The organism is Paraburkholderia oxyphila NBRC 105797, from assembly GCF_000685075.1.
Classification (GTDB): domain Bacteria; phylum Pseudomonadota; class Gammaproteobacteria; order Burkholderiales; family Burkholderiaceae; genus Paraburkholderia; species Paraburkholderia oxyphila.
The window spans coordinates 15,826-40,945 of record NZ_BAYD01000028.1 but is presented as its reverse complement, the minus strand read 5'-3'; the positions used below and the strand labels follow the sequence as shown (position 1 = coordinate 40,945).

The 25,120-nt window shown below is 63.3% G+C and carries 22 protein-coding genes and 1 pseudogene; 11 read left to right on the top strand and 12 right to left on the bottom strand.

Annotated elements, in window-relative coordinates:
- Positions 1–283: 283 nt before the first annotated feature.
- Positions 284–610 (bottom strand): hypothetical protein, encoded by a 327-nt coding sequence (locus BO1_RS51670; RefSeq protein WP_043285387.1) that lies wholly within the window; start codon positions 608–610, stop codon positions 284–286.
- 1,335 nt (positions 611–1,945) lie between these two features.
- Between BO1_RS51670 and BO1_RS18730 the strand changes: the two genes are divergently transcribed.
- Both BO1_RS18730 and BO1_RS18725 read left to right on the top strand, forming a co-directional pair.
- Positions 1,946–3,280 (top strand): MFS transporter, encoded by a 1,335-nt coding sequence (locus BO1_RS18730; RefSeq protein WP_028218872.1) that lies wholly within the window; start codon positions 1,946–1,948, stop codon positions 3,278–3,280.
- Positions 3,281–3,413: 133 nt separating this feature from the next.
- The gene (locus BO1_RS18725) at positions 3,414–4,598 is read left to right on the top strand and encodes a porin (protein ID WP_028218871.1); all 1,185 of its coding nucleotides are present in this window, start codon (positions 3,414–3,416) and stop codon (positions 4,596–4,598) included.
- A gap of 81 nt (positions 4,599–4,679) precedes the next feature.
- On the opposite strand, the gene BO1_RS18720 is transcribed toward BO1_RS18725, so the two are convergent.
- Positions 4,680–5,732, bottom strand: coding sequence for a LacI family DNA-binding transcriptional regulator (locus BO1_RS18720; protein WP_028218870.1), 1,053 nt, complete (start codon positions 5,730–5,732; stop codon positions 4,680–4,682).
- Positions 5,733–5,938: 206 nt separating this feature from the next.
- Between BO1_RS18720 and BO1_RS18715 the strand changes: the two genes are divergently transcribed.
- From BO1_RS18715 to BO1_RS18680, 7 genes are all read left to right on the top strand, one after another.
- Positions 5,939–7,486 carry a UxaA family hydrolase gene (locus BO1_RS18715; RefSeq protein ID WP_028218869.1) on the top strand — a complete coding sequence of 516 codons (1,548 nt, stop codon included), beginning with the start codon at positions 5,939–5,941 and terminating at the stop codon, positions 7,484–7,486.
- 45 nt (positions 7,487–7,531) lie between these two features.
- On the top strand, positions 7,532–8,866 hold the full coding sequence (locus BO1_RS18710; RefSeq protein ID WP_028218868.1) for an MFS transporter: 1,335 nt from the start codon (positions 7,532–7,534) through the stop codon (positions 8,864–8,866).
- A complete protein-coding gene (hpaI, locus tag BO1_RS18705; protein ID WP_174490600.1) occupies positions 8,841–9,632 on the top strand; it encodes a 4-hydroxy-2-oxoheptanedioate aldolase in 792 nt (263 codons plus the stop codon). The genes BO1_RS18710 and hpaI overlap by 26 nt, the downstream gene beginning before the upstream one ends.
- Positions 9,633–9,667: 35 nt before the next feature.
- Positions 9,668–10,969 (top strand): MFS transporter, encoded by a 1,302-nt coding sequence (locus BO1_RS51660; protein WP_052409512.1) that lies wholly within the window; start codon positions 9,668–9,670, stop codon positions 10,967–10,969.
- 53 nt (positions 10,970–11,022) lie between these two features.
- Positions 11,023–12,075, top strand: a complete 1,053-nt coding sequence (locus BO1_RS18690; RefSeq protein WP_028218866.1) for a cyclase family protein — start codon at positions 11,023–11,025, stop codon at positions 12,073–12,075.
- 50 nt (positions 12,076–12,125) lie between these two features.
- On the top strand, positions 12,126–15,098 hold the full coding sequence (locus BO1_RS18685) for an FAD-binding and (Fe-S)-binding domain-containing protein (protein ID WP_028218865.1): 2,973 nt from the start codon (positions 12,126–12,128) through the stop codon (positions 15,096–15,098).
- A 68-nt stretch (positions 15,099–15,166) separates the two neighbouring features.
- A complete protein-coding gene (locus tag BO1_RS18680; protein WP_043285382.1) occupies positions 15,167–16,612 on the top strand; it encodes an NAD-dependent succinate-semialdehyde dehydrogenase in 1,446 nt (481 codons plus the stop codon).
- A 179-nt stretch (positions 16,613–16,791) separates the two neighbouring features.
- On the opposite strand, the pseudogene BO1_RS51655 reads toward BO1_RS18680, so the two are convergent.
- From BO1_RS51655 to BO1_RS18660, 4 genes and pseudogenes are all read right to left on the bottom strand, one after another.
- Positions 16,792–17,477 (bottom strand): annotated as a pseudogene (locus tag BO1_RS51655) (tyrosine-type recombinase/integrase); the annotation flags it as partial.
- 72 nt (positions 17,478–17,549) lie between these two features.
- Positions 17,550–17,987: a hypothetical protein gene (locus tag BO1_RS61230; protein ID WP_043285380.1), complete on the bottom strand. Its 438-nt coding sequence runs from the start codon at positions 17,985–17,987 to the stop codon at positions 17,550–17,552.
- 135 nt (positions 17,988–18,122) lie between these two features.
- Positions 18,123–18,698, bottom strand: a complete 576-nt coding sequence (locus tag BO1_RS18665; protein ID WP_028218863.1) for a DUF7686 domain-containing protein — start codon at positions 18,696–18,698, stop codon at positions 18,123–18,125.
- A 147-nt stretch (positions 18,699–18,845) separates the two neighbouring features.
- Positions 18,846–20,537 carry a phage integrase family protein gene (locus tag BO1_RS18660; RefSeq protein WP_028218862.1) on the bottom strand — a complete coding sequence of 564 codons (1,692 nt, stop codon included), beginning with the start codon at positions 20,535–20,537 and terminating at the stop codon, positions 18,846–18,848.
- A gap of 193 nt (positions 20,538–20,730) precedes the next feature.
- Between BO1_RS18660 and BO1_RS51645 the strand changes: the two genes are divergently transcribed.
- On the top strand, positions 20,731–21,072 hold the full coding sequence (locus tag BO1_RS51645; RefSeq protein WP_167338362.1) for a response regulator: 342 nt from the start codon (positions 20,731–20,733) through the stop codon (positions 21,070–21,072).
- Between the two features lie 383 nt (positions 21,073–21,455).
- On the top strand, positions 21,456–21,752 hold the full coding sequence (locus BO1_RS18650) for an H-NS histone family protein (protein WP_028218861.1): 297 nt from the start codon (positions 21,456–21,458) through the stop codon (positions 21,750–21,752).
- Between the two features lie 459 nt (positions 21,753–22,211).
- On the opposite strand, the gene BO1_RS18645 is transcribed toward BO1_RS18650, so the two are convergent.
- The 6 genes from BO1_RS18645 to BO1_RS18620 form a co-directional block, all read right to left on the bottom strand.
- Positions 22,212–22,712, bottom strand: a complete 501-nt coding sequence (locus BO1_RS18645) for a hypothetical protein (protein ID WP_028218860.1) — start codon at positions 22,710–22,712, stop codon at positions 22,212–22,214.
- A gap of 86 nt (positions 22,713–22,798) precedes the next feature.
- Positions 22,799–23,077: a hypothetical protein gene (locus tag BO1_RS51640; protein ID WP_043285375.1), complete on the bottom strand. Its 279-nt coding sequence runs from the start codon at positions 23,075–23,077 to the stop codon at positions 22,799–22,801.
- A gap of 228 nt (positions 23,078–23,305) precedes the next feature.
- A complete protein-coding gene (locus BO1_RS51635; RefSeq protein ID WP_245643832.1) occupies positions 23,306–23,614 on the bottom strand; it encodes a hypothetical protein in 309 nt (102 codons plus the stop codon).
- A gap of 105 nt (positions 23,615–23,719) precedes the next feature.
- Positions 23,720–24,001, bottom strand: coding sequence for a DUF6566 family protein (locus BO1_RS18630; RefSeq protein ID WP_028218859.1), 282 nt, complete (start codon positions 23,999–24,001; stop codon positions 23,720–23,722).
- Between the two features lie 20 nt (positions 24,002–24,021).
- Entirely contained in the window at positions 24,022–24,486 is a 465-nt protein-coding gene (locus tag BO1_RS51630; RefSeq protein WP_043285373.1) for an Hsp20/alpha crystallin family protein, read from the bottom strand.
- A gap of 40 nt (positions 24,487–24,526) precedes the next feature.
- The gene (locus BO1_RS18620; RefSeq protein WP_028218858.1) at positions 24,527–24,967 is read right to left on the bottom strand and encodes an Hsp20/alpha crystallin family protein; all 441 of its coding nucleotides are present in this window, start codon (positions 24,965–24,967) and stop codon (positions 24,527–24,529) included.
- Positions 24,968–25,120: the final 153 nt, after the last annotated feature.

Below are 25,120 nucleotides of genomic sequence, written 5' to 3'. Positions count from 1 at the left end.
ATTTAAAAATCGATAGTTGCTCTATACGTAAACTCGCACCCGCATTTCGACATACGCAACTAACGGTCCAACAACATTCGCCCTGAATGCAAGTACCCAGCGCAGTTCACATCCAAGTTCGTGTTTCGCAGGCTAACTGCTCGTTCATGACCACGGCGGCCTTGATTTTCCTGTGACAGGCTGCAAGGCGCTTCTGAACGTGTCGGCGGGAGCACTCTCATGCGCCTTGAAGGCGCCAAAGTGCAAATGACCCCGGCGGGTTGGACCGGGGCCAACAGGCAGGTCAATGCAGTTGCCGCTGCAGGTCAGAAAGCTCAGAGTGCATCGAACTGACCGCATTCACGATCCTGGTATCGAGACTGCCGGCCTTTTGGCAAGCTCGCTCTGCACGATCGCCTATCCGTTCGAGATCATCAATCCACTGCCGGATTCGACCGTCATCTTTGGTGGACATGACCTTCTTTGCCGATTTGCATTCGTTATCAAGTTCATCCACGCATTTCATCAAGTCCTTTGGAATCGTCGCATCGGCGTGCAGGGTACGTGACGCCTCGCTGACGGTTTGCTGCAGATGACTAAAGCGCTTTTGCATTTCACTGGCTTGCAACATGATGCCCCCTTCTTGAACATCAGTTCCAGATGTATTCGGGCAGCAGATGACAGTGCGCTGCCCGTGCCATGGCATTCGCCTGCTTCAATCGGGCACCAGCGACATTGCGTTGCGTCAAGGCGACCCTCGAGCACGCGAACGATGAGTTTCCAGTGTAGGTCATAATCGTTCGCCTGCTCGGATGTCCCCGGGTGGGGCTGGAGATCGAAAACGACTTCAGGAGGCGGGGTACGCCGCAGCCAGGCTGCGGTGCCATCAGCGCGTGCCATGAACCTGTCGGCGAGCCGACTCTTGGGTGCTGGGCATCAAGATCATCCTTGGCGCAGCTGGATACATGCAGTATCGCGCGAGCGATTCTGGTTGAGGCCCGTTTTCCTCGGCCCAATGAAATAATACGCGAATTACTTTGCATGACGAATCAATACAAGTTTTTACGCTTGTGGCCAGACTCAAGATACGAAAACTAATCTTAAGGGTTCGTCGTGAAACACATTCTGCGGAAAGATTGCGCTCACTCGAGTTATAGCAACCCGTGTATCTCAGCATGACGGGTCGGACTGTTGCTGCCTTTGCACCAATGTCCGTAGTCCGGATTCCACGCCACGATCGTTTCTGGTCGGCGGGCCGTCCAATGCGTTGCAGCCGAAATGGCACCTGCGGCAAAAGTCATGTGTCGAACATGCGACGGTGCACGGCGGCCGAGCGCGACCCGTTTTCGCGTTCCATTTCGGCGAGGCTGTGATTCTGCCGGTACCTGGACTGGGGCATGACTCCGTTGCCGGTGAAGCTCGTGAAGCAGGGCGCGAAGGACATGCTAAGGATTTCGGATGCGCGAATGAGCGGCACCAGTTGCTGCGCATGTCCCCAGAATCGTTCTTTGCGGGACCGCTGGCGCTTGCGCGAACCGGTCACACTATCCGCCGTGCGGCTGTGCGTTTGGTCGTTATCGCTTCTTTGGCAGTAGGCGCATCTACTCTCGCCGACCGCGCATGGACCGGACCTTGAAGTTCGGCGCCTCCTTCATAAGCTTTGGTTTGCTGCACGTGTACGTACCAAAAGCGGCGGTTTACTCGGCTTGATGGCCTGCAGCTTTCCCCCTCAGGCGGCGCCGAGATGCAGTGCTTGCGGCCGCTGCGTAAAACCCGGCGTCAGGGAAAAAGAGGGTGGCAATTATTCTCGAACCATACTACTATTGCGCCGAATGTTACCGGTTACAGTCACCGGTAACGTTGCGCCTGAAAGAGGGGCATGCGACCCGGGCGCGCCCAGAGACGGCACCCCGCACCGCTTCCGGCGATTGCGACGAGACATTATTACTAGAACAGGAGACACAAGATGAACCAGGCCGCCGTGCGCAGTCGTTCCAGGGTGCGCTGGTGGGTTGCCGGCCTCATGTGGGCGGCGATTGCGATCAATTACATCGACCGTACCGTGCTGTCGGCGGCCGCGCCGCGCATCCAGTCTGAATTCCATCTGGGCGCTGTGGAAATGGGCGTGGTCATGTCGGCATTTTTCTGGTCGTATGCGCTCCTTCAACTGCCCGCGGGCTTCCTGGCCGATCGCTTCGGCCAGAAGAAAGTGCTCGGTTTCGCGGTCGTCTGGTGGTCGCTGGCGACGGCCGCGACCGGCGTCGCCAACGGCTTCAAGTCGCTCGTGGCGTTGCGCGTGGCGCTTGGCGTGGGGGAGGCGGGCGCCTATCCGAGCAATGCCGGCATCGCGTCGAAATGGTTTCCGCGTCGCGAGCGCGCGACGGTCGCCGGCATTTTCGACAGCGGTTCGAAGCTTGGCGGCGCGATCGCGCTGCCGCTTATCGCCGCGATGCTGGTCACGTTCGACTGGAAGCTCACGTTTGCCCTGACGGGGGTGCTCGGGCTCATCTGGTATGCGGTCTGGCAGTTCACGTTCAGCGATTCGCCGCGCGATCACAAGTGGGTCAATGCCGAAGAGCTCGCGCACATCGAGAGCGATCATGTGGCGCAGGACAAAAGGAACGATGCGCGGCCCGCGCTGCGCAAACTGCTCGCGCACCGCAATGTCTGGGCGATGTGCATCGGCTTCTTCATGATCAACTACAACTCGTATTTCTTCATTACCTGGCTGCCCACGTATCTCGTCAAGGCGCGCGGCATGACGATGATGGAAATGGGATGGATGGCGTCGCTGCCGTTGCTCGCTTCGATCGTCGTCGAGATTTTCGCTGGCTGGGCTTCCGACCGCGTGTTCGCGTCGGGCAAGCTTTCGCTGACGGCCACGCGCAAGTTGTTCCTGGTGATCGGGTTGCTGATGGCGTCGAGCATTGGTTTTGCGGCGTTTGTGGACTCGGCCGCGCTCGCCGTGCTGCTGTTGTGCATCGCGAAGTCAGGAACGACCGTTGCCGCTTCGCAGGTCTGGGCGCTGCCCGGCGACGTCGCGCCGCCCAATGCGGTTTCGATGGTGGCCGGCATTCAGAACACGGTATCGAACATCGGCGGCGTGGTCGGGCCGGTCGTCACGGGCGCGATCGTCGGTGCGACGGGGTCGTTCGTGCCTGCGCTCGTGGTCTCGTCCGCGCTCATCGGCGTCGCGATCCTCAACTATCTGTTCCTTCTCGGCAAGGTCGAGCCGATTCGCATCGATGGCGATTCGAAGCCGAACGTGCGCGAACATAGCAACGTTGATTTCCGTAGTTAGGTGTCCGCCATGGCTTGCCGACTGGCGCGCCGATCGCTTTTCCGATAGCCGAATCGACAGGGAAATTCAGTAGTTTTTCATGATTCTAATAAGTAGTCATCCTAAGCGTATCAAACAAAAACAGGTCAAATAGATGAATAAAGCACTTTTCGCAGCGGCAGGACTGTTGTCCGTCGCACCCGTCGTCGCGCATGCCCAAAGCTCCGTCACGCTGTATGGTCTCGTCGATGCCGGTATCGGCTACGTCAACAACATCAAGGGCGGGTCGGTCTTCCAGCAGACGAGCGGCCGCCTGAGCGGCAGCCGTTGGGGCTTGAAGGGCAACGAGGATCTCGGCGGCGGCCTGAGCGCGGTGTTCACGCTCGAAAGCGGCTTCAAGCCCAACGACGGCACGTCCGGGCAGGGCGGTCGTCTGTTTGGACGCAGCGCGTTCGTCGGTCTCGCGAAGAACGGCATCGGCACGTTCACGCTCGGGCGTCAGTACGAACCGCTCGCGGATCTCGTCGCGCAATACGCGGGTTCGGGCTTCTGGTCGCCGTCCACGCACGTGGGTGACAACGACAACCTGAACCAGACGTTTCGCATCAACAACGCCGTGAAATTCCGCAGTGACACGATAGGGGGCTTCACCCTCGACGGCATGTACGCGTTCAGCAATCAGGCGGGTGGCACCGGGCAGGGCTTCGGCAACAACCGCGCGTGGGGTGTCGCCGCGAACTATGCGAATGGGCCGTTCTCCATTGGCGCCGGCTACGTGCTGCTCGACCATCCGGACACGGCGACCAACACGAGCGGCGCTGTCGGGGGCGCATCGAGCACGAGCGGCGACGACTATAGCGGAGCGTTCTTCTACAACCTCGACGGCGGAGTGAGTCGGCAGCAGATCGCGGCCGCCGGGACCAACTACAAGCTTGGCAAGGCGACCGCGGGCTTTGCGTTCAGCCATACGGAGTTGAACTACAACGACGGCTCGTCGCGCAAGTTCAACAACTACGACGCGAACCTGCGTTATCTGCTCACGCCGGCCGTGACGCTGATCGGCGTGTACACCTTCACGGACGGGAGGGCGAATGGCCTGCCGGGCACGGGTGGCGCGACGCTCAAGCCAAAGTGGCATCAGTTCACGCTGGGCGTGGACTACGCGCTGTCGAAGCGCACCGACGTCTATCTCTCCGGCACGTATCAGCTCGCGGCCGGCGACGCGTCCACGCGCGTGGGAGCCGGCTACAGCAATATCGCTTCGATCGCGTACGCAGGGGGCGCGTCGTCGACGAACCGGCAGGTCGCCGTGTTCACCGGCATTCGCACGAAGTTCTGAACCGGCTTCAGGGCGGCATGAACGAAGAGGCCTCGCAGTGGATGCGAGGCCTTTTTGCATGGAAACCGCGAAGCGCCAGCATCAAGCGGAGCCGCGCTCGATCAACGTGAAACCCACATCGACCTTCGCACGCTTGCTCGTGCCAGTCTCGATCTTCTCGATCAGCATGGAAGCCGCGAGCTTGCCGATTTTCGTGCCGTCGATGCGGATGGTCGTGAGCGGTGGGTCCGTGTCGCCAGCGAAATTCTGGTCGCCGTAGCCAATCACCTTGAGGCGCCCCGGCACGTCGAGTTTGCGCGCGTGCGCCTCCATGAGCACGCCGAGCGCCATGATGTCGGCGCCGCAGAAAATGGCGTCGATCTGCGGATACTCGTCGAGCAGTTTCGCGAGCGCGCGGCGTCCGTCGCCGAGGTGCGCGGGCGAGGGCGTGGCCGCCACGGGAATCTCGCGCTCGCTGCCGAACGCCTCGATGAACGCTTCGGCGCGCAGCTTCGCGCGGCGGTCGCCCGGCGTGACGATGGCCGGATGGCGCGCGCCGCGCTCACTTAGATAGCGCGCCGCCGCTTCGCCCACGCGCGTGTGCGAGAAGCCGATCAGCATGTCGAGCGGCGAGCGTGTGATATCCCATGTTTCGACCACGGGAATGCCGGCCGCGCGCAGCTTCTGCCGCGACGCCTCTGAGTGAATCACGCCGGTGAGCACGATGCCCGCGGGGCGCCGGCCGATGATCGCGTCGAGCAGCGCCTCCTCGCGCGATTCGTCGTAGCCGCTCTGGCCGAGCAGCAATTGATAGCCGGCCGTCTCCAGTTCGGCGGTCAACGCGGCGACGGTTTCCTGGAACACGCTGCCCGCCATCGCGGGAATCAGCGCCACGACGAGGCGGCTGCGATTGGACGCGAGCGATCCCGCGATCAGATCGGGCGTGTAGCCCGTCTGCCGCACGGCTTCGCGCACGCGTTCGAGTGTGTCGGCGGAAACGAGTTCGGGGTTGTTGAGCGCGCGCGAAACCGTGACCTTGGTGACACCGGTCAGTCGGGCCAGATCGCTGAGCGTGACGCGGCCGGTGTTCTTGCGGGCGCGCCGCGAAGCGGTGCCGGCGGCGGGCTGGGCGAATTCTGTCGAGGTCTTGGTCACGGGCGCGCGGACTCCTGCTGCAAAAAGATGTTGGCAATTATCCCAAAACTATACTACGATGACATCAATGTTACCGGTTACAGTAACCGGTAACTTGGTTCCAGAACGAATGGCCGCGCGTTCCCCGGTGCGGCCAGCAATCATCTCGCATGGGACCGGAGCAAGCGTCAGCACGCCCGCTCCGGATCGTCAGCGGAGACAGGCGAATGCTCCAGTCCAACAAGATCCATAGCGGGCCGTTGATCCGGCTCAACCAGAACGACAACGTCCTGATCGCGCGCGAGCCGCTGACGATCGGACACCTTGTCTCCATCGACGGCGAAGCGATTCGCCTGCGCGCGCAGGTTGCGGCGGGCCACAAGGTCGCGGCGCGGCGCATTGCGGCGGGCGAGCCCATCCGCAAGTACGACACCGTGATTGGCGTGGCCGCACGCGACATCGAGCCCGGCGACCACGTTCACACGCACAACATCACCCTGGTCGATTTCGACCGCGATCCGGGCTTCGGCCTCGACGTGAAGCCCGTCGATTACGTCGCGGCCGAAAAGCGCGCGACGTTCAACGGCATCGTGCGTCCCGATGGCCGCGTCGCCACGCGCAACTTCATCGGCATCATCGCTTCGGTCAACTGCTCGGCCACCGTCATTCGCCATATCGCCGACTACTTCACGCCGGAACGGCTGCGCGACTATCCCAACGTCGACGGCGTGGTCGCGTTCGCGCAGACGAGCGGTTGCGGCATGTCCTCGCCGAGCGAGCACTTCGACGTGCTGCGCCGGACCCTCGCGGGCTATGCGCGGCATCCGAACCTCGGCGGCGTGCTCATCGTCGGTCTGGGTTGCGAGCGCAACCAGGTTGGCGACCTGTTCGAATCACAGGGGCTCGAGACGGGCAAGGCCGTGCATGCGCTGGTGATGCAGGAGACGGGCGGCACGCGCGCCACGATCGAGGCGGGCATCAAGGCCGTGCAGGAGATGCTGCCCGCCGCGAACGACATCGTGCGCACGCCGGTGCCGGTCAGTCATCTGAAGATCGGTCTCGAATGCGGCGGCTCGGACGGCTTCTCGGGCATCACCGCAAATCCCGCGCTGGGCGCCGCGATGGACATGCTCGTGCGGCACGGCGGCACCGCGATTCTCTCGGAGACGCCTGAGATTCACGGCGTCGAATACATGCTCACGCGCCGCGCCGTATCGCCCGAGGTCGGGCAAAAGCTGCTCGACCGGCTCGCGTGGTGGGAGCGCTACACACGCGGCCAGAACGGTCAGTTCAATGGCGTGGTCGGGCCGGGCAACCAGCAGGGCGGTCTCGCCAACATCTTCGAAAAGTCGCTCGGCTCGGCGATGAAAGGCGGCACCACGCCGCTGCAAGCCGTGTACGAATACGCCGAGCCCATCGATCGCGCCGGCTTCGTCTTCATGGATTCGCCGGGCTACGATCCCGTCGCCGTCACGGGTCAGATCGCGAGCGGCGCGAACCTCATTTGCTTCACGACGGGACGCGGTTCGATGTTCGGCTCGAAGCCCGCGCCGACGCTCAAGCTCGCGAGCAACACGCCCATGTTCGCGCGTCTCGAAGAGGACATGGACATCAACTGCGGTCTCGTGATCGACGGCGAGCGCACGATCGAGGAGATGGGTCAAGACATCTTCGATCTGATCGTTCGCTCGGCATCGGGCGAGCGCACGAAGAGCGAACGGCTCGGACTCGGCGACAACGAGTTCGTGCCCTGGCACATGGGCATCGTGAGCTGAACGCGCGTGGCATCGACATCAATAGAACAGATAAGGAGACGGCAGATGTTGCGATCTGCTCAGCGGCCAGGCCGCTCGAAGGTGCGCTGGTGGGTGGCGGGCCTCATGTGGGCCGCGATCGCGATCAACTATATCGATCGAACGGTGCTCTCGGCGGCGGCTCCGAAAATTCAGTCGGAGTTTCACCTCGACGCGATACAGATGGGCATCGTCATGTCGGCGTTCTTCTGGTCGTACGCGCTGCTGCAATTGCCGGCCGGTTGGCTCGCCGATCGCTTCGGCCAGAAGAAAGTGCTGGGTTTCGCGGTGCTCTGGTGGTCGGCCGCGACCGCGATGACGGGCCTCGCGAGCGGCTTTCGCTCGCTCGTCGGCTTGCGCGTGGCGCTGGGCGTGGGCGAGGCGGGCGCGTACCCGAGCAACGCCGGTATCGCCACACGCTGGTTTCCGCGCAACGAACGCGCGACGGTCGCCGGCATTTTCGACAGCGGCTCGAAGCTGGGCGGCGCGATCGCCTTGCCGCTGATCGCATGGATGCTGGCCGCGTTCGACTGGAAGATGACCTTCGCGCTCACGGGCCTGCTGGGCGTCGCGTGGTTTGTCGTGTGGCAATTGAGCTTCACCGATTCGCCTGCCAGGCATCGGCGTGTGAGTGCGGCGGAGCTCGCGCATATCGAAAGCGATCAAGCCACTCAAACGACGCAGCGCCCAGCGGGTACGCAATGGCGCAAGCTCTTTGCGCATCGCACTGTATGGGCGATGTGCATCGGCTTTTTCATGATCAACTACAACTCGTACTTCTTCATCACGTGGCTGCCCACCTATCTGATGAAGGAGCGCGGCATGAGCGTGCTGCAAATGGGCTGGATGGCTTCGCTGCCGCTGCTCGCGTCGATCGTCGTCGAGATTCTCGCGGGCTGGGCCTCGGATCGCGTGTTCGCGAGCGGCAAGCTCTCGCTTACCGCCACGCGCAAGCTCTTTCTGGTGATCGGGCTCGTGATGGCGTCGAGCATCGGCTTCGCGGCGTTCGCGCATTCGGCGCTCGTGGCGGTGCTGCTGCTTTGCATCGCGAAGTCGGGCACCACGGTCGCGGCTTCGCAGGTCTGGGCGCTGCCCGGCGACGTTGCGCCGCCCAATGCCGTTTCGATGGTCGCGGGCCTGCAAAACTCGGTGTCGAATCTCGGCGGCGTGGTCGGCCCGATCATCACGGGCGCCATCGTCGGGGCGACCGGTTCGTTCGTGCCCGCGCTGCTGTTTTCGTCGGCGCTGATCGGCATTGCGATCGTCAACTATCTGTTCCTCCTCGGGAAGGTGGAACCCATTCAATTCGGCGACCCTTCACAGGAGACACACATTCATGAACAAGCAGATTTCAGCGCTTAATCCGTTCAAGTCGGCACTCGCCGCACGCAGGAAGCAGGTCGGCTTCTGGCTTTCGATGGCCGACCCGTACCTCGCCGAAGTGAGCGCGACGGCCGGCTTCGACTGGCTGCTTATAGACAGTGAGCACGCGCCCAACGACCTGCGCACGATCCTCGCGCAATTGCAGGCCGTGGCGCCGTATGCGGGCGAGCCCGTGGTGCGTCCGGTGAACGGCGATCCGGCGCTGCTCAAGCGTTTGCTTGATATCGGCGCGCGCAATCTGCTCGTGCCGATGGTCGATAGCGCCGACGAAGCGCTCGCGCTCGTCGCGGCGGTGCGGTATCCGCCGCACGGCATGCGCGGCGTGGGCAGCGCCGTGGGCCGTGCGTCGCGCTGGAGCCTGCGCTCTGACTATCTCGATGTTTCGGATGAGGAAGTCTGCCTGCTCGTCCAGGCCGAAACAACGACAGCGTTGAGCAATCTCGAAGCGATCTGCGCGGTGGAGGGCATCGACGGCGTGTTCATCGGTCCGGCCGATCTTGCGGCTTCAATGGGCTATCGAGGCAAGGCCACGCATCCCGAAGTGCAGCAGGCGATCGATGGCGCGATCCGCACGATCGTCGCGTCGGGCAAGGCGGCGGGCACGCTCACGTCCGACCCGGCGCTCGCGCGTCACTACCTGGAACTCGGCTGCACGTTCGTCGCGACGGGCGTGGACATCCTGATGTTCGCGAACGCGGCGCGCAAGCTCGCGCGCGATTTCGCGGACGTGCGCATGGCGGACTGAAAGACCGCGCATAACGAGCAAGGAGGAGACGCGACATGAACGACTTCGCAGTGAAAAGCCCGGCGAGCGCGCACATTCAGGCGCTGCGCGAAAACTGGCGCATCATCTTCGCCGCGACGGCCGGATGGGCGCTCGACGCATTCGACTTCACCATTCTGCTGTTCCTGATTCCGCATCTGGGCAAGGTGTTCAACGTGGGCTTGCCCGCGATGGCGTTCGTCGTGACCGCAACCGGCTTCGCAAAGGTCGCGGGCACGATTGGCTGGGGTTTCGCCGCCGACCGCTTCGGCCGCAAGGTCGTGTTCATGGCCGCGGTGTTGTGGTTCTCGTGTGCGGCCGGGTTGAGCGGCCTCGCCTGGAGCTACGCGTCGTTCATGGCGATGCGCGTGCTGTTCGGCATCGGCTTCGGCGGCGAATGGACCGCGTCAGTCGCGCTGCTGATGGAGACGGTGCCTGCGAAGATTCGTCCGCTCGCCTCGGGCATCATGGTCGCCGGCTACGAGTTCGGCTATCTGCTCGCCGCGCTCGCGTTCCACTTTCTGTTTCCCGTCACGGGCTGGCGCTGGATGTTCTTCCTCGGCGTGCTGCCGGCGCTGCTCACGCTCTTCATGCGCCGCAACGTGGGCGAGTCGCCCGACTGGGAGCGCGAGCAGCAAGCCGGGGTGCGCCGCAGCGCGCGCGAAGTGTTCATCTTCAATCCGGCCGTGTTGCAGGCGTGGCTCTTTTCGGCCGCGATCAACTTCATGCTGTGGGCCGTGCAGGTGCTGTATCCGACCTTCCTGCTCACGACGCAGCATCTCGATTCGAGCCAGATTTTCCCGTTCGTGCTCGCGTATTCGGTGGGCTCGGTGATCGGCAAGCCGTTGTCGGGTTACTCGGCCGCGCGTTTCGGCGAGCGTCGCACGATCTGCATGTTCCTCGGCGTGGTGATACCGTCGACGGTGCTCTACACGATGGTGCAAAGTCACTTCCTGCTCGGCGTCGGCGCGTTCTGCATGGGCATGTTCGCCAACGGTCTGTTCGGCATCATGCCGCTCTATCAATCGCGACGCTTCCCCGTGGAAGGACGCGCGACGGGCATCGGCATCAGCTATGCGATGACCTCGGTGAGCGTGGTCGCGCCATATGCGATCGCGCTGGTGACGCCGTCGCTCGGTCTGAAGTTCGGCATGGCCTCGTTCATCGCGGGCGGCGCGCTGCTGCTGATCGCGTTCAGCGTGTTCGATACGTCGCGCTGGATGCCGCGCGGTGAAGCGAACGAAGGCGACAACCAGGACCATGCCGTGCGTAGCGAAGCCGAAGCGCCGATGCTGGCGACGGGCAATGCAACGCGTTAAACGCGCGTAGCAAACAGGCAAACAAGCAAATAAACATACACCGGGACATGTCGATGAACACCACCGCACGCCGCTGGACCCGGCGCCCCGACGCTTCCACGTGGGGCGACTGGGGCGCCGACGATCAGCTTGGGCGCCTGAACCTGATTACGCCCGCGAAGGTGCTGGAAGGCCTGCGTGAAGTGCGCGAAGGGCGCACGTTTTGTCTGAGCCTGCCGCTCGACTGTCCCGGCAACCGCGTGCTGAATCCGCGCCGTCCGCCGCCGCGCGTCGAACCGACGATGCGTGGCGAGATGCCCAACATGACCTACCCGCTCTCGCGCGACAATGCGAGCCTCACCGACGTGATCTGCGACGACACGGTCACGCTCGCGTTGCAGTATTCGACGCAGTGGGACAGCCTCGCGCACATGGGCCAATGGTTCGACGCCGACGGCGACGGCAAGCCGGAAATGTGCTTCTACAACGGCTTTCGCGCGGGCGAGGACATCATCGGGCCGCTCGATTACCGTGAGGCGGCATTACCCGCGATCGATCGTGCGCCGGGCGCGTATCGCCTCGGCATCGACAACATGGCGGCGAGCTGCGTGCAAGGGCGCGCCGTGATGGTCGACATCAAGCGCCAGTTCGGCGCTGGGCCGTTGCGAGTGGGCTATCGCGAGCTGATGGTGGCAATGCAGGCGCAGAACGTCAGCGTCGAAGCGGGCGACATGCTCTGCCTGCGCACCGGCATGGACGAGGCCTTGCTCGATGTCTACCGCACGCAGGACGCAAAGGCGCTCGAAGATGGTTTCGCGGGTCTCGATGGCCGCGACGAAGCGCTGCGCCGCTGGATCGTCGATTCGAACGTGGCCGCGCTGATCTCCGATAACGTGGCCGTCGAAATGCTCCCGGCCTCGCCGTGCGATGACGAGCACTATCCCTCGCATCCGCTGCACGATTTGTGCCTTTTCCGCCTTGGTGTGCACCTCGGCGAGCTCTGGCATTTGAGCGAACTCGCCAACTGGCTGCACGCGCACGGCCGCAACCGCTTTCTGTTGACCGCGCCGCCGCTGAGGCTGCCACGCGCGGTCGGCTCGCCGGTCGCGCCCGTTGCCACGGTTTAGCGTACCGGTTGTAGCCATCTTTGTAAAAAGCGCCCCACGCCAGTGATGTCATGAATTCTGCAAAAGATTTGCCCCGCCACGATATCAACGCCTTGCTCGCCCTCCAGCGGCGGCTCGCCCGCAATACGCAGGCGGAGGTCCGTTTCGATTCTGGCACGCGCGCAGCGTATGCGTCGGAAGCATCGAACTACCGGCAGGTGCCGATCGGCATCGTCGTGCCGCGCAATATTGACGACGTGATCGAAACGATGCGCGCCTGCTGCGAAGCCGACGTGCCGGTGCTCACGCGTGGCGCGGGCACGTCGATGTGCGGGCAGTCGGTCAACGCGGCCGTGATCATCGACGCGTCGAAGTATCTCACGGCGATCGAGGAGATCGACGTGGCGGGCCGCGTCGCGACGGTGCAGCCCGGCGTGATCTGCGACCAGCTCAAGGACGCGGCCGCGCTCAAGGCTCTCACGTTCGGCCCCGATCCGGCCACGCACAGCCGATGCACGCTCGGCGGCATGATCGGCAACAACTCGTGCGGCGCGCACTCGGTGATGGCGGGCAAGACCGCGGAGAACATCGAAGCGCTCGAAGTGCTCACTTACGACGGCGAGCGGTTCTGGGTCGGCCCGACCGACGAAACCGCGCTCAAGGAACATCTGGCGGCGGGCGGTCGCCGCGCGGAAATCGTCTCGGGCCTGCTTGGCCTCGTGGAAAAATACGGCGACGCGATACGCGAGGGTTTCCCCAGGCTCAAGCGTCACGTGTCGGGCTATAGCCTCGATCAGCTCTTGCCCGAGAACGGCTTTAACATCGCGCGCGCGCTCGTGGGATCAGAAGGCACCTGCGTTTCCGTACTGCGCGCGAAGACAATGCTCGTGACGAATCCCGTGCATCGTTTGCTTGTGGTGTTCGGTTTCCCGACCATCTTCGATGCCGCCGATTGCGTGCCACAACTGTTGCCGCTTTCGCCCATTGCGATGGAAGGGCTCGACACGGGCATCGTCGGCGGCTTGCGCGAGCGCGGTCTCGCGCTGGCCGACATCGCTGAGCTGCCCGAAGGCGATGCGTGGCTGATGGTCGAATTCGGCGCAACCGACAAGCTGGTTGCGACCGAACTCGCGCAGCGAGCGGCGGCGCTTGCAACTTCGCTGCCGGGCAATCCGTCCGCTCGCCTGGTCGATGACGCAGCGCTCATGAAGCGTCTGTGGTCGGTGCGCGAGACGGGGGCTTCGGCGACTTCGATCGGCGACGACATGTCGAAGCCCGATCCCGTGGTTGGCTGGGAAGACGCCGCCGTGGAGCCGCGCCATCTCGGCTCGTATCTGCGCGAATTCTCGGCGCTTGTCGAATCGTACGGCTACAAGACCAACATGTACGGCCACTTCGGCGATGGCTGCATTCATTCGCGCATCACGTTCGACCTGCGCAACGCGCAAGGCGTGAGTATGTGGCGCGAGTTTCTGTTCGACGCGGCGAAGCTCGTCGTGAAGTACGAAGGCTCGCTCTCAGGTGCGCACGGCGACGGTCAGGCCAAGGGCGAACTGCTGCATCTGATGTACTCGGCGGAACTGATGGAAGCGTTTCGCGCGTTCAAGGCGATCTGGGACCCGCGCGGGCGCATGAATCCGGGCAAGCTGGTTGAAGCGATGCCGGTGGATGAACACCTGCGCCTCGGGCCGTCGTATCGGCGCGTCGATGTATCGAGCCCGTTCACGTTCGGCGATCTCCGCAAGCCCGACACGTTTGCGCGCGCGACGGAGCGTTGTATCGGCATGGGCAAGTGCCGTTCGCTGAGCGGCGGCACGATGTGCCCGAGCTATCGCGCCTCGCGCGAGGAAAAGTATTCGACGCGCGGGCGCGCGCGTTTGCTGTTCGAACTGCTCAAGGGCGAAGTGATCGAGGACGGCTGGCAGAACGAAGCCGTGAAGGATTCGCTCGATCATTGCCTCGCGTGCAAGGGATGCAGCAGCGATTGCCCGACGCACGTGGACATCGCGAAGTACAAGAGCCACTTCCTCTACGAGTACCACAAGCACAAGCGCCGCCCGTTGATGGACGGGATGATCAGCCGTATCGGCAACTGGCTGCCTGTGGCGACGCATGTGAGCGGCGTCGCGAACCTGCTAATGCGCAATCCCGCGTTCCGCAAGGTGAGTGCGCAATTCGGGCTGGCCGAGGACGTGAAGTTCCCGGCCATCGCCGCGAAGACGTTTCGCAATAGCGCGCTCGCGAAGCGCCTGCTCGCGCGACCGCAAAATACCGCTGCTCGCGCGAAAGTCACACCGGTGCTCCTCTGGATTGACACGTTCAACAACGGCTTCACGCCCGACGTGATGGAAGCCGCCGTGCGCGTGCTCGAATCGAAGGGCTTCGAGGTGCGTCTGTTGAGCAAGCAGGTCTGCTGCGGACGACCGATGTACGACGCGGGTCTGCTCGAGGAAGCGAAGCGCAATCTCGAAACGATCATGTCTGGGATGTCGCCGGTGATCGCCGCGAAGCTGCCCGTGGTTGTGCTCGAACCGAGTTGCCTCTCGGTGTTTCGCGACGAGCTGCGCGCGCTGTTCCCGAACGACGAGCGCGCGCGTGCACTCGCGAAAGCGGTGAAGACGCTCGCCGAACTGTTGCAGGAGCATGGCGTCACGCTGCCGAAACTCGACGAGGACGTGCACGTGCACGGCCATTGCCATCAGAAGGCGTGCGGTGGCATGAGGGCCGAAACGCAGTTGCTCAAGCAGGCGACGAGCAGGGGCTCCGTGCTGCCCACGGGTTGCTGCGGCATGGCGGGCGCGTACGGGTATTACAAGAAGACGGCGGACCTCGCGAAGAAAGTGGCCGAGTCCGAGCTCGTGCCCGTGATCGATGCTTTGCAAGGCGACGCGGTGATCGTGAGCGACGGCTTCAGCTGCCGCTCGCAGATCCGCAACATGACGGGCCGCACGGCGCTTCACTTCGCGCAATGGCTCGACCGGCAGCCGAGCGGGGCGCAAACCGAGGCCTTGCCGGTGGAAGAGCGGGTCGCTTCAGACACGTGACGATTTCGACGATTTATATCCCTTGTAGAAAGGAGAGCGCAGTGAGCTTGGAGTTGACTCGAGGCGAAATGCTTCGACATGAGAATTTCATCGGCGGCAAGTGGCTGGACGCCGTCGAAGGCAACCGTTACGCCGTGACGAATCCGGCGACGCAGGCCACGCTCGCGCAGGTGGCCAACAGCAGCGCGGCCGACGCTCGCGCGGCGACGGACGCGGCGGCGCGGGCGCTGCCCGCATGGCGTGACAGGCTGCCCCGTGAGCGCGCGCAAGTGCTGAACCGCTGGCACGCGCTCATCATCGAGAACGCGGAGGATCTCGCGCGCATCATGTCGATGGAGCAAGGCAAGCCGCTCGCGGAGGCGCGCGGCGAGGTCGCGTATGGCGCGTCGTACGTCGCGTGGTTCGCCGAAGAGGCAACGAAGATCCACGGCGACATTATTCCGCAGACGCAACGCGGCAAGCGCATGAGCGCGATCAAGGAGCCGATTGGCGTCGTGGCCGCGATCACGCCGTGGAATTTTCCGCTCGCGATGATCGCGCGCAAGATCGCGCCGGCGCTCGCGGCCGGCTGCACGGTGGTCGCCAAGCCCGCCGAGGACACGCCGCTCACGGCACTCGCCCTCGCGGCGCTCGCTCAGGAAGCAGGCCTGCCCGATGGCGTGCTCAACATGATCTCGGCCGCACGCGACGAAGGCATCGCCGCCGTGGCGGACTGGCTCGCCGATGACCGCGTGCGCAAGATCACGTTCACGGGCTCGACCGCCGTGGGCAAGCATCTCGCGAGGGCGTCGGCGGGCACGCTCAAGAAGCTGTCGCTCGAGCTGGGCGGCAATGCGCCGTTCATCGTGTTCGAAGACGCCGACCTTGACGCGGCCGTCGACGGTCTGATGGCGGCCAAATTCCGCAACGGCGGCCAGACCTGCGTATGCCCGAATCGCATCTACGTTCACCGTGCGGTGTTCGAGCGCTTCGCCGCGCTGCTCGCCGCGCGCGTCAGCGCGCTTCATGTCGGCCCCGCCACGGACGCGAAGGCGCAGATAGGGCCGATGATTAACGAACGCGCAATCGAGAAGATCGCGAAGCATGTCGACGACGCGGTCGCGCATGGCGCGCGGGTTCTCGCTGGCGGAAAGCGGCTCAACGAGTTGGGGCCGAACTATTACGCGCCCACGGTTCTGGCCGATGCGAACGAGCAGATGGTGTTGTGCTGCGAGGAGACGTTCGGTCCGGTTGCTGCGCTGTTCCGCTTCGATAGTGAGGGCGAAGTCATCCGGCTTGCGAACGATACGCCGTTCGGACTTGCTGCTTACTTCTATACGAACGACGTGCGTCGGATCGATCGCGTCGCGCGCAGGCTCGAAGTAGGCATCGTTGGTATCAATGAGGGCGCGGTGGCAAGCGAAGCGGCGCCGTTCGGAGGCGTCAAGGAATCGGGCTACGGTCGGGAAGGGTCGAAGTACGGTCTCGAGGATTATTTGAGTATCAAGTACTTGTGCCAGGGTGGGCTCGACTGACGTCCGCCGAAGTAATGTTGGTGCGTTTTGCGAAGTAAAGTTGAACCTTCGCCGAATTCAGGTGAGTTTGCGCGATGTTGAAGAATTATTCTTACGCAAAATCAATTGGTTAGGGCGACTGCGAAGTAAAGTTGGCGCTTTCATGGGGGGGCGGGTTGATGGCCATGTAGCCGTCGTCCCTAGCGCTTGGCGACACCAAAAGCATGATCGAGCTGCCTCGCCCGTTTGACCTCGTCGCCGTGCAGGTAGGTGACGTGGTCGAGACCGACGCGTGGCGCAGGTTGTCGCGCGCCATGATCAGCTCGGCCCTGCGCGCGAGCGCATGCGAAGTGTGCGTGTGACGCATCCAGTGCGGGCTCGCCCGGCGCAGCTTCTCCGCCATCGCGGGGCGCTCATCCTTGATGGAGTCGGCGACCAGCACGAAAAAACGCCGCAACACGCGGCTCCGACGCGTGGTTTCGATGCCTGCACCATCTTCCGCGAGCCTGGCCACGATCACCGTTGCAGGGTCCCATCTTTCCCGCGTGACTGGCAACCGGCGTTGCAGCAGACACTGATCGGGCGCCCTGCGCGCGAGTGCCGGGAGCGCAACCTTGCCAGTCTTGTCGCCCTTGCCGACAAGGTGCAGCCAGTGATCACCATGCTCGTCGATGCGGATGTCGCCGAGCATCGCGCCTGTCAGCTCACTGGCTCTCAGGCCGGTCGCGTACGCGAAATCCAGCAGGAACCGGAGGCGCTGGGCGGCCGCCTCGCTCCAGCCGTGGGACCATTCGAGGCCATCGGCGATCGTGCGGAGCAGCAGCCATTCGGCTTCAGTAAAGCCGCGGCTGACGTCGAGGCCCATCTTGGGGTACCTAAGAGCGTGAATTCCTATCATAAGCCTTGGCGTCATCAAAACGCCTTCGCTTATGCATGATTGGATATATGTGGTTTTCGTCTAAAGCATTGGGCAACGGCGCAATCCCAGCGCCGCTTCGTCAAGCGCCTGGATCAACGCGGGCGACGGTTTCCATCTGCCGCCTTGCACGGTGAAGCGAGCCGTGGCGTCGACAACCTTCGCAGGACTACCCTCCGTGTTGAGGCCACGATTGAAAGCCGCGAGTTCAAACATCGCGCCAGCGCGCTGCATCATCTGATTGACATCCAGGCGGCCTTGCGCATCAAAAGTGACGATCTCGAAATGCCGGTCGATCACATGCACGGGTTTGCGGTCCACCAGCTCGATGGTCAGGGTTGCGAGCTGGACGCGCTGGTGTGCAAACTCCGGCAGGCGATGACCGTCAGGATCCCGGAGCATGTCCCAGTGATGTGCGCTGCCAATCTTCCGGATGTTGTCTCCCGGCGTGATCAGAAACGTTCGGGTCGAATATCCCATCGCAGGACCACCTCCTTGACTGCACGCCTGACAGGGCCCAGGCTCATTGCGCCCGGCTGGCTGATAACCGATGCACAACCGGACGGTCGTCACTACACTATCCGGCCAGGCAGCAATCCCGCAGGAGCGAAATGCTCAAGGCTCGTCACTGCTGTCCACGAAGTCGAGCCTGAACTGCCATCCTTCCCTGCTCGTCAGCATTCGCCCGAATTCCTTCCATGTCACTTCCTTGCCGTCGACCACGACGAGCGGCAGAAGCCCGTCCTGTGCCTCGTCCAGGTCAATGCGACCACGCACCGTGCTGTCGATGATCTGGCGTTCCTGAAAATCGATGTGCCGGACTGACAGTGTGCGACGGATCCTTTCGACAAGGTGGCCGAGCAGCACGAACACATCGTCATCGGGTTCGCCGGTCAACTGGAACTGGTAGCCGCAGCGAAGATCCCCGCAAAGCTCGAATGCATCCAGAATAACCATGGTGCCCTGCAGGCGGAGCTGGAAATGGAACTGATGGGGCTCTCCGGTACAATCAGTCATCCTGATCGGTTCGAGGCGGGCATTTTCGAAATCGGTGAAGCCGGTTAATTCGGCGATCGTTGCGTTGAAGCACGGAGTACAGAGCGACGCATAGCTGCTGCCATCCTCGCTGAAGTCAATGATGTCCCAGGGTGGTGTGGGGTTGCCGCATTGCTCGCAACGTTCGTGTGCCATGTTGTCTTTCCTCAGGAGCAACTGCCAGCCATACATGAGGCCTGTAGATGGGATGGACAGACAGCGATGATTTTATTGCGAAAGAAGGCCTCCGGGTTGCGCCTGATGTGCGATACGCAAATCCGATGCTTCGCGAGGACCGTAAGGTTACTTCTCACGCGGGCGGAACGCCTGGTCGAACTGTCGTGCGCGCAGCACTTCATCCGCATGCAGATAGGTCGACGTCGTGGAAATGGACGCGTGCCGAAGGTTGTCGCGAACCATGATCAGCTCCGCGCCGCGCGCGAGTGCGTGACTGGCGTGAGTGTGCCTCATCCAGTGCGGACTCGCGCATCGCAGCTTTGCGGCCGTCGCGGGTCGCTCATCCTCGACCGTATCGGCAACCAGCACGAAAAATCGTCGCAGCACACGCCCCAGCCGCGTGGTTTCGATGCCTGTGCCGTCTTCCTCGAGGCTCGCAACGAGCGGCGTTACCGGGTTCCAGCTTGCAGAGGTTACCGGCAGCTTGCGCTGCGCGAGATACTGGTCCAGTGCGGTGCGCGCGAGCGCCGGTAGTGCGACCTTGCCCAGCTTGCCGCCCTTGCCGCGCACGTGCAGCCACTGAACACCATGGTCGTCCGGATGGATGTCGCCAAGCGTCGCTCCGGTCAGTTCACCGGCGCGCAGGCCGGTCGCGTAGCCGAAGTCCAGCAGGAAACGCAGGCGCTGTGCCGCCGCCTCGCTCCAGCCGTAGGACCATTCGAGACCGTCGGCAAGCGCGCGCACCAGCAGCCACTCGCCTTCGGAGAATCCCCGCGACACATCGAGTCCTGCGCGATGCGAGTGGGCCTTGACCTTCACGCCGGAAAACGGGTTCGCGAGCACGTAGCGCTGCTCGACAAGCCAGCGGAACAGCGCGGACAGCACCGTCAGCGCACACGCTGCGGAGCGCGCCGACAGGGGACCACAAAACGGCCGCCACTCTGGACTGTGGCGCGGACGCAGCGGTCCGATCCAGCGCTCGTGGGGTGTGGGTCGTCGCAGGAAGCTGCGGTAAGCGATCGCATCGTCGGTTGTCAGCGACGACAGCGCGCAGCCGCGCTCGACGATGGCCCAGAGGATCAGGCGTTCGGCTTCCTTGCGGTAGGTGCGCCTGGTTGCCGGCGATTCGTGCAGCGCGAGCCAGGTCTTAATGGCTTCATGGTCGTTCGACGCCTTCAGCAGGCAGCTGTCCCGGGGTGCGCGAAACCGTCCCTGGGAGCCGTCGACCTCGTGGGGGACGCGCAGCTGTTCCCATGGAACGATACCATTGACTGGTGTTGCGGCGATCAAGGCCCGGGCGCGTTCGGTCAGCGCGGGATGCGAGGCGAAGAACGCCTCGATGTGATGTGCGCCGGCGACACCCAGCCCGGGGATGGCCACCCACCACCGGCGGCGCCGGGGAATCCGCACGGTCAGGTCTGCCAGCGTCTGGATGCCGTGCGCCTGCAGGGGCGCAACGATGCGCGCGGGCAGCCAGGTTTCGATCGCGTCACTGATCTGCGGAACCGGCACGGCAAGGTAGCGCAAGGTCTCGATTGCAAGGGCGACAGCATCGGGTGAGGCCGCTGCAGGCCGCGTTACGAAGACGGCGGCCAGATCCTCGCGATGGCGCGCCTGCGCAAACACAACAAGTCGCCGACGGATGCGCCCCAGGATGCCACGCGAAGACTCGCCGGGCGCCCGCTCCCCCAGATAGCGGGCAATGGCGCTGCGGGCATCGAGGCCGGCATACCAGCTTCGCAATGCCGCGAGTTCAGCTTTGTCCGGGAAGGATGCGTCCTTTCCGGACGCGGCGGCAGGAGTCTCACGCGTTTTCATGCTTGCCAGTTTTCGTATAAATTGATGATGTACCGATAACAAGCCTTATCAGTCTAGTCGCGATTCGCGCGCCCAATACCGTGCGGGTAGCCCCGTTCGGGTTTATGCTGTATTCACCGATTCGGCGTAGGCATCTCCTTATTCAGGTCGCCCCCTTCTTGCCCCCTTCTGGCTCATGCAGACAATTCTTATTGTGGATGACGATCCCGCGATCATCGTTGCATGGACACGTATATTGCGCTTGAAAAACTTCGGGGTGTTGACCGCTGGAGACGCTGACGCGGGTCTGGCCGTCGCGAACGATCTACACCCGGCCCTGATCGTTTCAGATTGGCATATGCCTGGAATGGACGGAATTGAATTTTGCCGCCAACTCAAACATAATCCGAAGCTGGCTGAAACCCCCATCATCCTGGCCAGTGCAGGCGAGAAACCAACCTTGAGCGAACCTTTGTGGGACGCGTTTTGGCAGAAGCCCGTGCCTGTGGGTATCATGCTCGTGACGATAGAGCGGCTTCTGACGAGACCCTCCTAGGGACATTCGCCGCCCCGGACAGTCACTCCCGCAAGACGACGGTACGGATGAGCGACGCTCAACAGCGCTCATTCGTCATCCCAGCATCGAATTTCCGTAGTTGCCCGGGTGCTGACTCACGCGACTTCCACGGAGCAAGCACCCCGCTTTCGACCGCAAACAGCCTGGTGTGGAGCGTCAACTGCTTTTGCCGGCGTCATAGTTGTCTCTCCTTCCGGTTCGGTTTCGAATAATTGACGCCGCCCCGCCCCCGCTCGCTGCCGGGCGATTCAAGCGGGGCAACCGGTACCTTCCGGATCGCCAGCCAGCACGTCCACGTGCCGATCAGGGGCGTCCGAATGTCGCTATCATCACCGTATGGTATCCACTTGAGGAGACTGGCCTTGCCAACCTATAAAGAGCTCAAAGCACAATTGGCCGAACTTCAGGGGCAGGTGACTGCCGCCCGTCAGGCGGAATTTCAGACTGTTCTCGAAGATGTCCGGACCAAGGTCGCGGAGTACGGATTCACGGAGCAGGAGATCTTTGGTCGGCGCCGCGGAGGAAATCGGGCTCTGAAAAGTGTCGCGCCCGCAAAATATCGTGATCCGAAGAGCGGCGCGACCTGGTCGGGGAAGGGACGGGCACCCAACTGGATCAAGGACGCCAAGAACCGCAACCGGTTTCTGATTTCGGACTGAAGTCGGGCATCGTGCGGATCTGCATCGTTTTGACCCGATGCTGGCTTTTAGCCAGTGGCCCGTATTCGCTTTGCGTGCCGGCGTTTAAATCGAATGCAGCCATCCGAAGTTCGGACCTCTTCGGACCACTCCGTGTTTTCCCCCTTGAGGTTTAACGACGCCTGCATGCGGGCGCCGCCACGCGCTCACAGCAATGTGAACGAGGACAGGCACCAAACAACGCAAAACGGACTGGCCTTACATCGCTCTGACCCGTGCTGCCCGAGATCGGCAGGTGAAGTCGGATTGCGACCGCGCTGCCCGCGAGGGTGCACGGCCGACGACCGAAAGCGCGCCAGGCTGATAGCTTTGAGATTGATAATCGTTGAGAGGCCTCTCAAAGGGTGACCCGAAAAAACGGCCCGCTACGACCAGAGGCGACGTTCCCGACGCGGGATATTTGCCTGGATGACCAATCTGCTATTCGCGTTGGAGCGAGCGACTTGGCTGACGAGGTACGTCGCGACCGACGGGCAGGCCAATCCCCGAGAGAAGGCATCGGGCCTGGGCGAAACCGCTCCCCGGATAGCGCTCGAAAATTCGGTTGAACTCCTCGACGAGTGGACGGGCACGCTCCGGCACGGGCGCGTCAGGCCCCAGCATCAAGGCCGTTTGTCCAAACTTGACGGGTCCAGCCTTTATCAAGGCACGCAGTCCGGAATTCGCGCCGCCGCGCCCGAACAGATCCATGCCGTATGCGCGGATCATGGCGCGCACGATCGCTTCGGCGGCGGGCGTGAGCGGCGGCATGGCCTCGACCAGGCGCAGGTGCGGTGAGCGCACATCCGGCGCGGTGAAACGTCCGATATCGTCGATGTCGGCTTTCAGACGCTGCACCGGCAGATCAGCGCTGAAGAGCAGGAGCCTGATGCGTTCATAAAGCGCGTCTTGGTCGGGATTGATGACTGCGATGTCTGTCATTCTCTTTTCCTCGAAGTGGCTTGAGCCCAAATGGTTCCGGAGGCACGGCGAACCGGAATCGGATCGACCATCGAATCTGCAGGTGTTTACCTCGCTTCCGTTCGGCAATCGCTGACTGGGAGCCAGGCCCGTCGAACATACCGGTCTGAAACGACCGAGCGTTGCTGGATCCATGCGACGGCAAGCTCCAGCGCTTCATCGCGCGCCTCCTGGGGGGTGGCGAATTCCCCATCCACGCCGAGCGTGCGCGTTTCGCCCGCCCGGTCGGCGACGACGGCCGCAGCTGCGTAACGGCCCTTCCCGGTGGCGGTGACCACCGGCCGAACCTCACAGCCGTGATACTCGATGACCTTGTCCGTTGTCATATCACACCTCCTGCAGGGCGCCGCATCCGAGGCGGCGCCGTTTCGCTATCAGTTCATGCAGCACATGGCATTCCATATCGCATCGCAAGGCCTGGGCCGCCGTCGGTGCGACCGGGCGCTACCACGACGACTTGTGTCGCGCCGAGGTGGCCCCGGAGGCCCCCGGCAACCTCGCGACCGCGCCTCATGGCGAGGAAGGCACGCCTGGCGTTCCGCTCACGCAGCCATTCAGCCTGCGCGTCCCGGCACCGCAATATCCGTCGTGCGGCTACCCGGCACGGAGGGCGTTTCCGCCCCTGTCCCACCGTCGTTGCCGGCGGTGTTTCGCCTTCGACGTGGTGCGTCGCCCGGGTGGAGCGCGTCGAGGAATGTGCTGCCCTTCCCGGTCAGGTAGGCGCGGCGTGCGCCGTCGGCGCAATGTTCCAGCATGACCAGCTGGCGCTCCAGCAGCGCGTCGAGTTCGGCGCGGTTCATGTCGAGCTGGTCCGGCGCCTGGCGAACCAGCATCAGGGTCGCAAATTCGTGTGGACTGAGCATTTTCTTCTCCCGTAAAACAGGGTCCCGAATCCGGAAACCCCCTGCAGAAAAACGACACATAGTGCAAGCCAGACAAGGGCCGCGCTACCATGCAAAGCGGCGCTGTCACGCGAGGAAGCGCGCCGGCGAACCCGTGTCGCTGAGACAGCCCGCGTTGATGGTGCGTATCGCGTACTCGACCGTTTCCCGGTGCGCCTCGTCCACGCTTGCCCAGTGCTGGGCGTAGCGTGGCAGGTGCCAGTCCACGACCGTCTGCTCCGCGCGCCGGATACGCACGACGGCCACGTACGTATCCCGGCCGGCGGGAGGCAGCGCGCAGTGCCGAACCGGAAACGCGCTGGTCTCGATCATGTAGCCCTTCCAGCTTTGGCTGCGGACGTTGTCCATACATTCCTCCGCGTGGCGGGTCACGCGGCGCGGGCCGTGCGGGCCGCGCCACATGCCCCCTGTGCTGACGCCTGACCAACGCTCACCTCAATGCGTCGCGGCTTTGCCTCCTCACGACGAGCAATGGTGAGCTTCAGCACGCCATCGCGCAGCTGTGCGTCGATGCGCGAGACGTCAAAATCGGGGCTGAGCGTGAAGGCGCGCCAGAAGTGCGGGTGGCGCACCTCGCCATGCTGCAGGGGCAGTCCGGACGGGGCCGGGATCACCGCCTCAGCCTCGATGTTCAGGCTGCCGTCCTGCACCCGCACATCGAGCTTTTCGCGCGGCACACCCGGCAGGTCCGCGTACAGCGTGATGCCATGGCTGTCCTCGAAGACGTCCACCGCAGGTGCGATCCGGGTGAGCTGCTTCGCAGGTTGCGCACCCTCGCGCGAGGCAATGTCGGCGTGTGACTCACGGGTAGCCAGTTCAGTGCTGTCGTTCATGATGTCCTCCGTGCTTTCTCGTATTTCATTTGCACCGTGATCAGTGGACGGCGATGGCGCGCGGCTTCGATGCCTCGGAACGTCCGACGCTGATGGTCGGGCAACCGTTCATGTTGCGCGCCTTGACCGTGTCGGGATCCGCGTGCTGCGGCAGCTCGATCACGCGCCGGAACGCACCCATGAAGCGTTCCCCGGCGTAGACGCGCGTCTCATCATCCGCTTCAGGTCCGGGCGGCTTGCGTTCGCCACTGATCGTCAGCAACCCCTTGTCAATCGAGACGTCGATTGCTGCCGGATCGAGTCCTGGCGCGAACGCGACGATCTCGACGCTGTCGTCGGTGCTGCCGATGTTGACGGGAGGGAAGGTTTCGCTGCGCGTGGCGCGCAGGCTCGCGGGACAGCCCGCGAAGACGCTGGCCATCTGCCGTTGCAGGCGGTCGAATTCGCCCAGCAGATCGGTGCTGAAGAAAAGATCGCTCATGACTGGCTCCCTGAAACCGGGGCCTCTCACGAAGAACGAACCGGACCACGCGCTCCAGTTCGCCTGCCGGTGGGAGACCCCTCTGACAAACAAATCGAAACACGCAGCGCTTGATCGCGACTGCCTGAGCGATAAATAAAATAGCGCAAGGAA